Origin of the sequence: Xanthobacter pseudotagetidis (assembly GCF_043194795.2) — a bacterium.
GTDB classification, from domain to species: domain Bacteria; phylum Pseudomonadota; class Alphaproteobacteria; order Rhizobiales; family Xanthobacteraceae; genus Xanthobacter; species Xanthobacter tagetidis_A.
Genome location: NZ_CM195534.1, coordinates 2123878 through 2138001, shown reverse-complemented (window position 1 = coordinate 2138001; position 14124 = coordinate 2123878). Strand labels below are relative to the sequence as shown.

Sequence of the window (14124 nt, the reverse complement as noted above, 5' to 3'; positions counted from 1 at the left end):
GCCCATGACCACACCTGCCGAAACGGCCGGCGCGCCTTCCCTCGGGGGGCGCGTCGCGGGCGCCATCGAGGCGCTGGTGGACAAGGTGGGCGCGCTCTCGGCCTGGACCTGCCTGGCGCTGGTCCTGGTCATGGCCACCAACGTGCTGCTGCGCTACCTCTTCTCCACCGGCTCCATCTGGGCGCAGGAGCTGGAATGGCACCTCTTGGTGCCGATCTGCATGCTGGGCGCGGCCTATGCGCTGCGCCACGGCGAGCATGTGCGGGTGGACGTGCTCTACGCCCACTATTCGCCCCGCGCCAAGGCAGTGACGGACGTGCTCACCGCGCTCGTCTCCATGACGGTGGCGGCGATCATCTTCCGCCTGTCGATCCCCTACGTGATGCAGTCGGCCGCCATCGGCGAGGGCTCGGCCAACCCGGGCGGCATCGAGATGCGCTACCTGCTGAAGGCCTTCATCCCGCTCGGCTTCGCGCTGTTCTTCCTGCAATCGCTGGCCGACGCCATCCGCGCCTGGCAGCGCCTCATCTCCCGGTGACATCCCCATGAGCGTGAACGAGTGGCTGGCGATCGGCATGCTGGTCGGCTTCTTCGGCCTGCTGATGGCCGGCCTGCCGGTGGCCCTGACGCTCGCGGTGTCGGGCTTCGTCGCCGGCTGGCTCGGCTTCGGGCCGCTTTTGTTCAACCTGGTGCCGGCGCGCATCTATGGCGTCGTCACCAACTACACGCTGCTCGCCATCCCGCTGTTCGTGTTCATGGGGGTGATGCTGGAGAAATCCCGCCTCGCCGAGGACCTCATGGAGGTGGTGAGCCACCTGGCCGGCGGGCTCAGGGGCGGCATCGGCGTCGGCATCATCCTGGTGGGCGTGATCATGGGCGCCACCACCGGCATCGTCGGCGCCACGGTGGTGACGCTGGGCCTGCTGACCCTGCCGGCGCTGCTGCGGCGCGGCTACGACAAGGGCCTCGCCTGCGGGGCGATCTGCGCCTCGGGCACGCTCGGGCAGATCATCCCGCCGAGCCTGGTGCTGATCCTGCTCGCCGACATCATGAACGAGAGCGTCGGCACGCTGTTCGCGGCGGCGGTGATCCCGGGCCTAATGCTGGCGGCGCTGTTCTGCATCTACATCCTGGCGCTCGGCATGGTGCGGCCGGACATGGCGCCGGCGGTGCCGGCGGACGAGCGCGCCGCCATGGGGCGGGCGGAGCTGATGGGCAAGATGGTGCGCGTGGCGCTGCCCCCGTTCGGGCTGGTGCTGGCGGTGCTCGGCTCCATCATCGCCGGCGTCGCCGCGCCCACCGAGGCCGCCTCCATGGGCGCGCTGGGCTCGATCCTGGTGACGGCGCTGGGGCGGCGGCTCTCCTGGGCGACGCTGTGGGCCACCATGACCGACACGGCGAAGATCACGGCGCAGATGATGTTCATCCTGATCTGCGCCCAGGTGTTCGCCATCGCCTTCCGGGGCCTGGGCGGCGAGCGGCTGGTGCAGGACGCCTTCGACCTCCTGCCGGGCGGTCAGGCGGCCGAGATCTGGTTCATGCTCGCGATCGTGTTCCTGCTCGGCTTCTTCATCGAGTGGATCGAGATCTGCTACATCGCCGTGCCGCTGTTCCTGCCCATCTTCCAGGCGCAGAACGTGGACCTGGTGTGGATCGGCATGCTGGTGTGCGTGATGCTCCAGACCAGCTTCCTGACCCCGCCCTTCGGCTGGGCCCTGTTCTTCCTGCGCGGCGTGGCCCCGCCGGAGGTGAAGACGGGGGACATCTATCGCGGCGTCATCCCCTTCATCGCCCTGCAGGTGGCGGCGACGGTGCTGGTGTTCCTGTTCCCCCGGCTCGCGACATGGCTGCCGGGAGCGATTGGGTGGTGAGGGGGATACTGATGGAGAACGATGGCAGTCAACTTGCATCAGTGTGCCGATGGGCGGGCATATCCGCAATTACTATCTGCGAACTAACATCATCAAATGCATAATAAATTCGCAAACATTTTTCCGGATCTCTGGTATTTCCGCCCGTTTTAATATGCCATGCGGCGCTCAATTTTCTACCCTGGAAATAAAATTCAAATTCATCTCCGCCGCAAGGAGCATTTTCGACCCCTGATTCGATAGAAAAATTTGCTATACTGCCACCGCCATTAATAAATCGATCTCTTGCCTGCGAGGCGAGCCAATGAATGCATCTGGCCACCAAACTCACGTCACCAAATTGTGGAGACCTAACCCCTCGACGAGCAGATGGGGCGAGAGACAAACGGCCAACAAACTTCTCTTCGCACCAGTCGGCAAATCCGGTCCAGACATCTGGATATAACAAATCGGAATCAGGATTAATATTTTTGGATAGCAATTTCAATTCGAGCGATCTTATTCGGACTCGCATTGAGTGCAATTGCGCCTCGGCCGACCTTGCGCGCTCCTCCTCCGATTGTGCCAAATCCATTGCCTGATTTACTTGTTCAATAGCTGATTTTAATTGAAAGTCCAATGCATCTGCTCGCCGCAGCTCCTGATCGAAACGCTCTGCATCACTGGCACCTTCGGCAAAACGCGACTCTCGCTCAACAAGTAACGCAGCACTTCTCACGGCGCCGAATGAAACCACTTGTCGCTCTAGACGGGTTCTCTTAACGCTATCAGCGGCTAAAAAAATGGAAATCTCAGTTAAAACAGCGTCGGGATCGACCAGAACTCTATCACCAAGAAATAGCGGATGCTCAAATTGGTCAGAATCGATTGTAAATCCAGGTTTATATATTCGAATTGCGCCATGAAAAACAGATCTTGATCGCCCGATCATGTCTGTTAGATGATAAGTAAAATCTGACGGCAAGAACACGACATGCGCAAGCCCAAGCATGGCTCTAGCCAATTTTTTTCCGTCAAACTGGAGACTGACATTGGATGTATGACGCTCATCGCCAGATATTACAACAATCGGAAGTCGATCAGGACTCTCGAGGGCTGCGACGAAAACTTCGATATCGCTTAATGACGTCGGAGTCCAAATTTCAGCATTCGCAAAAAAAGATCCATTTTTTAGATTCATCATATTTGATATTTTATGCAAAAAACCTGGAACATGGGGAGAAATATGAAGCTTAGGCTCTCTCGAAGAAACAAGAAGACGCACACTTAACTTTGGACTACTGATTGGGTCTGACCCTATGGTTACTTCCGTTGTCCAGACTCGACCGGGAACATCCTTGTCGGGATCATCGCACCGAGCCGCCCATAAATCTGCCTCATCCGACCTAAGTCGCACACAATGAATTGTTCTTCCGCCTGATAAACAATCAAAACTATTGCCCTGCCAAGCTTCTTCTGGAAATTTAACGCCATTACGCTTTTGCGCCCAAATCAATACCTGATTTATAGCGACCTCCATAGGTTTAGGAAGCTGCCCATTTTCTAATGACGCTACTATGCGTAAAATTTCACGCTCTTGAATGCTCACGGAATCCACCCGACGCGCGTATGGTCTCGATGTCGCAGCGAAGTCCATCTCCCCTTCTCCTTAGAGCAGTCTTTTATCGCATTGGTTGAAGCATAGGTATACGGCACAGAAAAAGAAACGGGCATGATGGGCATCTCTGTTCGCGTTTCGGTCTATCAGACCTTCAGGTCTTGGAATCCCCCCTCACCCCACCCGCCACCCGTTCCGTCCCCCCGCCTTCGCGGCGTAGAGCGCGGCGTCGGCGGCCTTGAGCAAGGCGGCGGGGGTGTCGCGGCCGGGGCGGGCGGCGGCGATGCCGGCGGACAGGCCCACGCTCACGCGCCGCCCCGCCACCATCACCGGCTTGGCCATGGCGGCGATCAGCCGGTCGGCGAGCCGGCTCGCCGCCGCCTCGGCCTCGGCCGCCGCGTCGGCGGCGCCTTCGGGAGCGGGCGCCCCGGCGCCCGGCGCGGGCTGCGCCTCCACCACCACCAGGAACTCGTCGCCCCCCACCCGCGCCACCAGGTCGCCGGCGCGCAGCTCGGCGCGGAAGCGCTCCGCCGCCGCGTGCAGCACCTGGTCGCCGGCGCCGTGGCCCAGCGTGTCGTTCACCGCCTTGAAGCGGTCGAGGTCCAGCATCAGCACCGCCACCGCGCTCTCCCCGCCCGCCCAGCGCGCCAGCGCCGCCGATAGCCGCGCCTCCCCGACCACCCGGTTGGGCAGGCCGGTGAGCGGATCGTGCGAGGCGGCGAAGGCGAGCGCCTCCTCCGCCGCCTTGCGCTGCGAGATGTCGCGCACCGAGGCCACATAGCCGTCCGGCGCGCCGGTCTCCTTGTCGCGCGTCAGCTTGAGATAGGCCTCCAGCCACACATATGCGCCGTCCTTGCGCCGCTGGCGGTGCTCGGTGCGCAGCAGCTCCACCCGGCCGGCCCGCACATCCTCCATCATCCGGCGGAACTCGGGCAGGTCGTCGGGATGCACCAGCTCGGCCGCGCGGCGGCCCACCATCTCCTCGGGCGCATAGCCCAGCAGATCGCGCACCGAGGAGGAGATGTAGAGTCGCACGCCCTCCAGGTTGCCGCGCACCAGCGTGTCGGTGTTGTGCTCGGCGATCAAGGCGTAGAGATCGCGCTGCTCGCTCGCCTCGCGCTCCTCGGTGAGAGCGGCGAGGTGGGCCGAGAGCAGCGCCGCCACGTCCCGCAGCAGCGCCCGCTCGGCGGGCGCGAGCGCGGCCTGGGCACGGCTCCAGGCCACCACCAGCCCGGACCCGGCCAGGAGCGGCGCCACCGCCACCACGCCCGGCGGCAGCGCGCCGGTCGCGGCGAAGTCCGGGTCGTGCCCCATGTCGGCGATCTCGAACACGTCGGCGAACGTGCCGGTCCGCGCCAGCATCACCGCCGCCCGGGGATCGGACGGCCCGGCGCGGCCGATGCGGGCGCGCGCGGCATCGGTGAGCCAGACCTCGACGACCCGCCCCGGCAGGGCGGCGGACGCGACGCGGACGAAGGCCTCCATGGCGCTGTCGAAGGCCGGCTGCGCGGGCGGCGTCCCCGCGCCGTCCCGGCCCTTCACCTGCGCCCATTTCTCCAACACCGTCCGCTCCGCCCGACGCGCCCCTGCGGCTTCAACCTTAGGTCAAGGCACGCGGGCGCGCACCGGGAAAGTGGCCGCGCCGGCGCCTCCCGCGCGCCAACGAAAAAGGGCGCGGCCTCGCGGCCGCGCCCCAATTTGCCACCCGTGCCGGCATCGCCGGCTCGGGAGCCTCAAACCTCGGTCGGCACGGACGTCCTCAGAAGTCCATGCCGCCACCCGTGCCGGCGCCGCCGGCACGGGAACTCCAGGTCCCGGTCGGCTTGGACTTCCTCAGAAGTCCATGCCGCCCATGCCACCCATGCCGCCGCCCGGCATGGCGGGCATGCCGGCGTCCTTCTTCGGCAGCTCGGCGATCAGCGCCTCGGTGGTGACGAGGAGGCCGGACACGGAGGCCGCGTCCTGGAGCGCGGTGCGGACCACCTTGGCCGGATCGACGATGCCGGCCGAGATCATGTCCACATATTCCTCGGTCTGGGCGTTGAAGCCCTGGTTCGGGTCCTTCGCCTCCAGCAGCTTGCCGACGACGATGGAGCCTTCCACGCCCGAGTTCTCGGCGATCTGGCGCAGCGGCGCCTCCAGCGCCTTGAGCACGATCTTGATGCCGGCGGCGATGTCGGCGTTCTCGGAGTTGAGGGCCTCGACCGCCTTGCGCGCGCGCAGCAGCGCCACGCCGCCGCCGGGAACGATGCCCTCTTCCACCGCCGCGCGGGTGGCGTTGAGCGCGTCGTCCACGCGGTCCTTCTTCTCCTTCACCTCGACCTCGGTCGAGCCGCCGACGCGGATCACCGCGACGCCGCCCGCCAGCTTGGCGAGGCGCTCCTGGAGCTTCTCGCGGTCGTAGTCCGAGGTGGTCTCCTCGATCTGCGCCTTGATCTGGGCGACGCGCGCCTCGATGTCCGCCTTCTCGCCGACGCCGTCGACGATGGTGGTCTTCTCCTTCTCGAGGATCACCTTCTTGGCGCGGCCGAGCTGGGCCAGCGTCACGTTCTCGAGCTTGATGCCGAGGTCCTCGGAGATCACCTGGCCGCCGGTGAGGATGGCGATGTCCTCCAGCATGGCCTTGCGGCGGTCGCCGAAGCCCGGCGCCTTCACCGCCGCGACCTTCAGGCCGCCGCGCAGCTTGTTCACCACCAGGGTCGCGAGGGCCTCGCCCTCCACGTCCTCGGCGATGATGACCAGCGGACGGCCCGACTGCACCACCGCCTCGAGCACGGGAAGGATCGGCTGCAGGCCGCCGAGCTTCTTCTCGTGGATGAGGATGTAGGGGTCCTCCAGGTCGGCGATCATCTTCTCGGCGTTGGTGACGAAGTAGGGCGAGAGATAGCCGCGGTCGAACTGCATGCCCTCGACCACCTCGAGCTCGGTCTCGGCGGTCTTGGCTTCCTCGACGGTGATCACGCCCTCGTTGCCCACGCGCTGCATGGCGCCGGCGATCATCTCGCCGATGGACTTGTCGCCGTTGGCGGAGATGGTGCCCACCTGCGCCACCTCGGCGGAGGAGGAGACCTTCTTGGCGCGATCCTGGATGTCCTTGAGCGCCGCGGTGACGGCGAGGTCGATGCCGCGCTTCAGGTCCATCGGGTTCATGCCGGCGGCCACCGCCTTGGCGCCTTCCTTGACGATCGCCTGGGCGAGCACGGTGGCGGTGGTGGTGCCGTCGCCGGCGAGGTCGTTGGTCTTCGAGGCCACCTCGCGCACGAGCTGCGCGCCGAGATTCTCGAACTTGTCCTCGAGCTCGATCTCCTTGGCGACGGAGACGCCGTCCTTGGTGATGCGCGGGGCGCCGAACGACTTCTCGATCACCACGTTGCGGCCCTTGGGGCCGAGGGTGACCTTCACCGCGTTGGCGAGGATGTCGACGCCGCGCAGCAGCTTGTCGCGCGCGTCGGAGGAGAACTTCACGTCTTTGGCAGCCATCTCGGCCTCCTTAATGGGATTGTCGGGGGTGGACCGGGCGGGCGCCTTACTTGGCGATCACGCCGAGGATGTCGCTCTCCTTCATGATCAGGAGATCCTCGCCGTCGATCTTCACCTCGGTGCCGGACCACTTGCCGAACAGCACCCGGTCGCCGGCCTTCACGTCGAGGGGAATGAGCTTGCCGGCCTCGTCGCGGGCGCCGGCGCCCACCGCCACCACCTCGCCCTCCTGGGGCTTCTCCTTGGCGGTGTCGGGGATGATGATGCCGCCGGCGGTCTTCTGCTCGGCTTCGATGCGCTTGACGACGACCCGGTCGTGCAGGGGACGGAAGGCCATGGGACTTTTCCTCTCGGCGCTTGGAGGCGGGTGATCCCGCCGGTTCTGGCACTCACGATCAGGGAGTGCCAAGCTCGCGGCGGAGATAATCAGCCCGCCGCCCGGCGTCAAGGCGGGAGACCGCTGTCGGCAGGCGCATACCAATCGGTAACCAAGGCGCCGTTAGGATTTCGCCATCGCTGACCGCTGGCGGTGCCGCTGCGGCACCTCACGCAGGGTCAGGACCGAGGTCGGCCTCCCAGGTCGACGCCGTGCCGGGAACGCTCTATGGTCCGGCACGCCCGCACGGCGGGACGGGGAGGCGAAATTCCAGGGCGCAGGAAGCGCGTAGGTTGCGGAGTGGCCTGATGCTGACACAGACGGTGGAACACGAGACGTCCCGCGAACGGAGCGGTCGCCGGGGCGCGGGTCGCCACCCCTGGGGCGCTGCCATCGCCGTCACCTTCGCGCTCGCCCTCGCCGCGTGCGAGACCACGCCCAGTGCGCCGCCGCCGCCCGCCCTGCCGCAATATACCAGCCCCATCCCGGCGGCGAGCCTCGTGGGCCGCTGGGGCCTCGCCGCCTATCACCGCCCGGACGACGCCGCCCGCACCGAGACGCAGGCCAGGGCCCAGTGCTCGAACCCCTATGTCATCACCGCCGGCCCGAACGGCGGCGTGATGATGTATCTCGCCGACGACAACAAGCTCACCGAGGTGGTCTCCAAGCAGGTGGCGGGCGGCCCCACGTTTATCGGCCCGCCCGACGAGGCTGCCGGCGGCGAGAAGGACCGCCAGGTGCTGCGCTTCGACGGCAAGGTGCTGGTGCTCAAGTGGGTCGACCCGGAAGTGTCCAAGCGCTACGGCACCATGGTGTTCGTGCGCTGCGCCTGAGCGGGCGCCGCACGCCGGGCGTCACTTGAGAAAAGCCGCTGCCCGGGAGCGCCCGGCCCCGGGAGGCGCGGCGGTCTATCGTATCCGGTTGAAACGCGGGCAAGGCGCCCGTACCTGTAGGGTCGAACCCATCTGTTCGAGCTTGCGGGATTTCCATGACCGCTCTGGCCAGAACCGCTCCCGCCAGCACTTCCCGTGCCGGGATGCCTTCTTCCAAGCCTGCGCTTGAGCGCGGCGCATCGCGCCGCCGCCGGATATCCGCGCTTCTGGCCGCCACGGCCCTGTCCGCCCTCGCGCCCGCTGCCGCCCGGGCGGAGGACACCATGCTTCCCACCCTCACCGTGGAGAACGACGAGCAGAGCGCGTGGGGGCCGGTGGACGGCTACATCGCCGAGACCAGCGCCGTCGGCACCAAGACCGACACGCCGATCCTGGCGACGCCGCGCGCCATCTCCGTGGTCACGCGCGAGGAGATGGAGGACCGCGGGGCGCGGACCGTGGTGGACGCCGTCGGCTATACCGCGGGCGTCGTGAGCGGCACCTATGGCTATGATCCGCCCTTCGACTCGATCTATATTCGCGGCTTCCCCGTGACGGCGAACGGCGACTTCCTCGACGGCCTGCGCCAGGGCGCAGGCCTCTTGTCCCGTTTCCGCACCGAAGTGTACGGCCTCGAGCGCATCGACATCATCAAGGGTCCGGCCGCCGTGCTCTATGGGCAGATGGTCCCGGGCGGGCTGATCAACCGCATCTCCAGGATGCCGGTGGACCGGACCTTCCACGAGGTGCAGGGGCAGGCGGGCGATCCGGACTGGCTGCAGGCCGCATTCGACTTCGGCGGCCGCGCCACGGAGGACGCCAGCGTGCTCTACCGCTTCACCGGCGTCGCCCGCGACGCCGACGGTCCCCGGGCCCACACCGACAACAACGAAATCTATCTCGCCCCCGCCGTGACCTTCCAGAACGACACGACGCGCCTCACGGTGCTCGCCAACATCCTCGACGCGGAGCTGCCGAGCAGCAGAGTTTACTACCAGCCGGGCGGAGTGCTCACCAAGGCGCCCGTCGGCACCTCCTTCAACCTCCTCGACCAGACCCAGCAGCAGATCGGCTACCGCCTGGAGCACGACCTCAACGACGCCGTCACCGTGCGCCAGAACCTGCGCTATGGCCGCATCGACAACACCAGTTCCTGGCTGCTTCCCACCGGGACCGAACGGGGACCTTATGTGGGCGTCTACGCCATCAGCTACAAAGAGGTGCTGGACATCTTCCAGGTGGACACCCAGATCCAGGCCAGGTTCGCCGCCGGCCCCATCCAGCACAAGGTGCTGGCCGGCCTCGACTATACCTGGGGCAGCACGAATTACGGCCGCGCCTACAGCACCATGGTGGCGCCCCTCAACCTGCTCGACCCCAACGCGCCGAACGTCGGCCTGATCCCGCGGCCGGCCATGACCGAGCGCATCCGCGTCGACCAGCTCGGCCTCTACGTCCAGGACCAGATGGAGTTCGGCGACGGCTGGCACTTCACCATCGCCGGCCGGCAGGACTTCACGGGCCAGCAGCAGACCGCCCCCCTCAGGGACGTCTCCGCCGCGCGGGACGAGCGGACGTTCACCTGGCAGGCGGGCCTGCTCTACGAGTTCGATTTCGGCCTGTCGCCTTATGTGAGCTACGCCACCTCGTTCCTCCCCTCCTACAATCTGGACCAGTTCGGAGCCCTGCTCCCATCCTCCACCGGCGAGCAGTACGAGGCCGGCGTCAAGTACCAGCCCAGGGGCAGCCGCAGCCTGTTCACCGCCGCCGCCTACCAGATCACCCAGAGCAATTATGCCGTGCAGGACCCGGTGAACCTCTATTACACCGCGGTGGGCAACGTGCGGGTGCGCGGCTTCGAGGCGGAGGCCCTGGTGCAGCTGGCGGACGGGCTTGATCTCACGGCGGCCTACACCTTCACCCGCGGCGAGATCATCGGCGGCGCCGATGCGGCCGCCATCGGCAAGACCCCGGTGAACATGCCGGAGAACGTGGCGTCGCTCTGGCTGAAATACACCGTCCTGGACGGGCCGGCGAAGGGCTTCGGCTTCGGCGCCGGCATCCGCTACATTGGCGCGTATTGGGCCGACCACCTCAACACCTACAAGAACTCCGCCCAGTTCCCGGTCGATGCGGCGCTCTATTACGCGAAAGACAATTGGAGGCTCGCGCTCAATGCGAGGAACCTGTTCGACCAGCAGGAGGCGCTGGAGAACGAGGGCGCCTGGTACTGGCAGCAGGGCCGCACCGTGATCGCCTCGGCGACCTACCGCTGGTGAGCGAAGGCAACGGGCCCTCCCACGTCCCGCGCGCCTACTCGTCCATCTTCAGGGCGGCGATGAAGGCTTCCTGCGGGATCTCCACCTTGCCGAACTGGCGCATCTTCTTCTTGCCCTCCTTCTGCTTGTCCAGAAGCTTGCGCTTTCTCGTGATGTCGCCGCCGTAGCACTTGGCGGTCACGTCCTTGCGCAGGGCCTTGATGGTCTCGCGGGCGATGATCTTGGCGCCGATGGCGGCCTGGATCGGGATGTTGAACAGGTGCTGCGGGATCAGGTCCTTCAGCTTCTCGCACATCACCCGTCCGCGCGCCTCGGCGCGGGTGCGGTGCACCAGCATGGAGAGGGCGTCCACCGGCTCGCCGTTCACCAGGATCGACATCTTCACCAGGTCGCCGGTGCGGTACTCGGTGATCTGGTAGTCGAACGAGGCGTAGCCCTTGGAGATGGACTTCAGCCGGTCGTAGAAGTCGAACACCACCTCGTTCAGCGGCAGGTCGTAGGTGACCATGGCGCGGGCGCCCACATAGGTGAGCTCGATCTGGTTGCCGCGCCGGTCCTGGCAGAGCTTCAGCACGCTGCCGAGATAGTCGTCCGGGGTGAGGATGGTGGCGCGGATCCAGGGCTCGCGGATCTCCTCGATCTTCACCACGTCCGGCATGTCGGCCGGGTTGTGCAGGTCGATCATCGAGCCGTCGGTCATCTCGATCTGGTAGATGACGGAGGGGGCGGTGGCGATGAGGTCGAGGTTGAACTCGCGCTCCAGGCGCTCCTGGATGATCTCCAGGTGCAGCAGCCCGAGGAAGCCGCAGCGGAAGCCGAAGCCGAGCGCGGCCGAGGTCTCCATCTCGAACGAGAAGCTGGCGTCGTTGAGGCGCAGCTTGCCCATGGCGGCGCGCAGGTCCTCGAAGTCGGCGGCGTCCACCGGGAACAGGCCGCAGAACACCACCGGCTGCGCCGGCTTGAAGCCCGGCAGCGCCTCGGCGCAGGGCCGCTTCTCCTCGGTGATGGTGTCGCCGACGCGGGTGTCGGCCACCTCCTTGATGGAGCCGGTGAGGAAGCCGATCTCGCCCGGGCCGAGCTCGGTCATGGCCACCATCTTCGGGGTGAACACGCCGACCCGGTCCACGTCGTAGACCGCGTCCGTGCCCATCATCTTGATGCGCTGGCCCTTCTTCAGCACGCCGTCGACGATGCGCACCAGCACCACGACGCCGAGATAGGTGTCGTACCAAGAATCCACCAGCAGCGCCTTCAGCGGCGCCGCGCGGTCGCCCATGGGCGGCGGCAGGCGGGTGACGATGGCCTCCAGCACCTGGTCGACGTTGAGGCCGGTCTTGGCCGAGATGCCGATGGCGTCGGAAGCGTCGAGGCCGATCACGTCCTCGATCTGCGCCTTCACCTTCTCCGGCTCGGCGGCGGGCAGGTCCACCTTGTTGAGGACCGGGACGATCTCGTGATTGTTGTCGATCGCCTGGTAGACGTTCGCCAGCGTCTGCGCCTCCACGCCCTGGGAGGCGTCCACCACCAGCAGCGAGCCCTCCACGGCGGCGAGCGAGCGGTTCACCTCATAGGCGAAGTCCACGTGGCCGGGGGTGTCGATGAGGTTCAGCGTGTAGGTCTCGCCGTCGTGCGCCTTGTAGGACAGGCGCACGGTCTGGGCCTTGATGGTGATGCCGCGCTCGCGCTCGATGTCCATGTTGTCGAGCACCTGGTCGGTCATCTCGCGCTCGGAGAGCCCGCCGGTGATCTGGATCAGGCGGTCGGCGAGGGTCGACTTCCCGTGGTCGATATGGGCGACGATGGAGAAGTTGCGGATGTGCTTCTGGGCGCTGGCGGTCATCCGCGCCGCATAGCATCGGCCCGAGGCGGCCACAAGGCGGGGGCGCCCTCCCCTCGCGCCCGCGGCCTCCCGTCCCCCTTGCGGGAAGGGGTGAGGGAGCGGGGGTGGCGCAACATCACCATCTCCCGCCCCGTCGCCCTCCGGCTCGGCCGGAGGGCCCAAGGACCCAGGCCGCATCTCCAACCCCGAGAGTGGATGTTCCGGTCAAGCCGGAGCATGACGGCGGAAAACAACAGACGTGCCGACACCCTCACCCCTGCCCCTCCCCGCAGGGGGGAGTGAGCCCAGAGAGGTACGGGCGCTCTCGGCGAAAGCACGCCCCGCACCCTCCCCTTGCCACGCCCGCCGCCAGCGGCTTCATTGGCCACCTCCTCCTTCTGCGGCGCACCATGGACCCGATCTCACCCCGTCCCCTTCTCGCCCGCGGCCGCACGCTCGCGCTCGGCCCGCGCACCCTCGTCATGGGCATCCTCAACGTGACGCCGGATTCCTTTTCCGACGGCGGCCGGAGCGCCAAGCCCGACGATGCCGTCGCCACCGCGCACCGGCTGGCGCAGGAGGGCGCGGACATCCTCGATATCGGCGGGGAATCCACCCGCCCCGGTCACACGCCGGTGGCGGCGGAGGAGGAATGGGCGCGCATCGCCCCGGTGCTGGAGCGCCTCGCCGCGGAGAGCGCCCTGCCCGTCTCGGTGGATACCTGGAAGGCCTCCGTCGCCCGCCGGGCGCTGGAGGCGGGCGCGGTGATCGTCAACGACATCTGGGGCTTCGCGCGCGATCCGGACATGGCGAAGGTGGTTGCCGAGTACGACGCCGCCGCCGTGGTCATGCATAATCGCGCCGAGGTGGACGAGACCATCGACATCGTCTCCGACATGCTGGCCTTCTTCGAGCGGGCGCTGGAGACCGCCGACAAGGCCGGGGTGAAGCGGGAGAGGATCGTGCTCGATCCCGGCATCGGCTTCGGCAAGAGCTTCCCCCAGAACCTCGCGGCCATCCGCCGCCTGCCGGAGCTGCGTGCGCTCGGCCTGCCGCTGCTGCTCGGCACCTCGCGCAAGTCGCTGATCGGCAAGGTGATCGCCACCGAGCCGGCGGAGCGCCTGCCGGGCACCATCGCCTCGAACGTCATCGGCGTGATGGCGGGCGTGGAGATCGTGCGGGTGCACGACGTCGCCGCCCACGTCCAGGCGCTGCGCGTCGCCGAGGCGATCCGCGATGCCCGCTGAGGCGCCGGCGCGGCGGGCCTATCTGTGCCTCGGGTCCAATGTGGGCGACCGCGCGGAAGCGCTGGGCGGGGCGCGGGCACGGCTGGACGCGGCCGGCGTGAAGATCCGCGCCGCCTCCTCGCTCTACGAGACGCCGCCCTGGGGCCCGGTGCCGCAGGGGCCCTATCTCAACCAGGTGGTGGAGGTGGCCTCTCCCATGGGCCCGCACGCCCTGCTCGACCTCGCGCTCGGCATCGAGCGGCAGCTGGGGCGCGACCGGTCGCGCGAGGTGCGGTATGGCCCGCGCCGCATCGACATCGACATTCTCTGGTTCGAGGGCGAGACGGTCGCCGAGGAGGACCTGGAAATCCCCCATCCCCGCCTCATGGAGCGCGCCTTCGTGCTGGTGCCGCTGACCGAGATCGCGCCCGACTTCGCGGCCTTCGGCGTCACGGCGAAGGCCGCTCTGGCCGGCCTCGACGTCTCGGGCATCTCCCGCATCGACATCTGAAACGACAGGCGCCGCCCCGCCCCTCGAAGGGACGGAGCGGCGCCACCCTGCGTCCCGCCGGCTCGCGCGTCAGGCGCGGCGCGGCGGCAGGTT

11 protein-coding genes are annotated in these 14124 nt (G+C 67.0%); 6 read left to right on the top strand and 5 right to left on the bottom strand.

The genetic code is table 11. The features are described from left to right. Window positions 1-4 precede the first annotated feature (4 nt). Both V5F67_RS09765 and V5F67_RS09760 read left to right on the top strand, forming a co-directional pair. A complete protein-coding gene (locus V5F67_RS09765; RefSeq protein WP_394019230.1) occupies window positions 5-538 on the top strand; it encodes a TRAP transporter small permease subunit in 534 nt (177 codons plus the stop codon). Between the two features lie 7 nt (window positions 539-545). Further along, window positions 546-1871, top strand: coding sequence for a TRAP transporter large permease (locus tag V5F67_RS09760; protein WP_394019228.1), 1326 nt, complete (start codon window positions 546-548; stop codon window positions 1869-1871). Between the two features lie 28 nt (window positions 1872-1899). Here V5F67_RS09760 and V5F67_RS09755 read toward each other — a convergent pair whose 3' ends face one another. The 4 genes from V5F67_RS09755 to groES form a co-directional block, all read right to left on the bottom strand. Next, entirely contained in the window at window positions 1900-3507 is a 1608-nt protein-coding gene (locus V5F67_RS09755) for an ATP synthase subunit B family protein (RefSeq protein ID WP_394019226.1), read from the bottom strand. 135 nt (window positions 3508-3642) lie between these two features. Next, a complete protein-coding gene (locus V5F67_RS09750; RefSeq protein WP_394019224.1) occupies window positions 3643-5031 on the bottom strand; it encodes a diguanylate cyclase domain-containing protein in 1389 nt (462 codons plus the stop codon). Between the two features lie 270 nt (window positions 5032-5301). Beyond that, window positions 5302-6948, bottom strand: a complete 1647-nt coding sequence (groL, locus tag V5F67_RS09745) for a chaperonin GroEL (RefSeq protein WP_394019222.1) — start codon at window positions 6946-6948, stop codon at window positions 5302-5304. A 46-nt stretch (window positions 6949-6994) separates the two neighbouring features. Beyond that, on the bottom strand, window positions 6995-7285 hold the full coding sequence (gene groES / locus V5F67_RS09740) for a co-chaperone GroES (RefSeq protein ID WP_394019220.1): 291 nt from the start codon (window positions 7283-7285) through the stop codon (window positions 6995-6997). 347 nt (window positions 7286-7632) lie between these two features. Here groES and V5F67_RS09735 point away from each other — a divergent pair, with 347 nt between their 5' ends. Together V5F67_RS09735 and V5F67_RS09730 are read left to right on the top strand one after the other, a co-directional pair. Next, complete coding sequence (locus tag V5F67_RS09735) at window positions 7633-8157, top strand: hypothetical protein (protein WP_394019218.1); 525 nt, start codon at window positions 7633-7635, stop codon at window positions 8155-8157. 323 nt (window positions 8158-8480) lie between these two features. Next, window positions 8481-10475, top strand: a complete 1995-nt coding sequence (locus V5F67_RS09730) for a TonB-dependent siderophore receptor (RefSeq protein WP_394019216.1) — start codon at window positions 8481-8483, stop codon at window positions 10473-10475. Window positions 10476-10509: 34 nt separating this feature from the next. Here the strand turns inward: V5F67_RS09730 and lepA are convergent, their stop codons facing one another. Next, window positions 10510-12315: a translation elongation factor 4 gene (lepA, locus tag V5F67_RS09725; protein WP_394019214.1), complete on the bottom strand. Its 1806-nt coding sequence runs from the start codon at window positions 12313-12315 to the stop codon at window positions 10510-10512. A 389-nt stretch (window positions 12316-12704) separates the two neighbouring features. Here lepA and folP point away from each other — a divergent pair, with 389 nt between their 5' ends. Together folP and folK are read left to right on the top strand one after the other, a co-directional pair. After that, window positions 12705-13541, top strand: a complete 837-nt coding sequence (folP, locus tag V5F67_RS09720; protein WP_394019212.1) for a dihydropteroate synthase — start codon at window positions 12705-12707, stop codon at window positions 13539-13541. Then, window positions 13531-14031: a 2-amino-4-hydroxy-6-hydroxymethyldihydropteridine diphosphokinase gene (gene folK / locus V5F67_RS09715; protein ID WP_394019210.1), complete on the top strand. Its 501-nt coding sequence runs from the start codon at window positions 13531-13533 to the stop codon at window positions 14029-14031. Before folP ends, folK begins: the two co-directional genes overlap by 11 nt. Window positions 14032-14124: the final 93 nt, after the last annotated feature.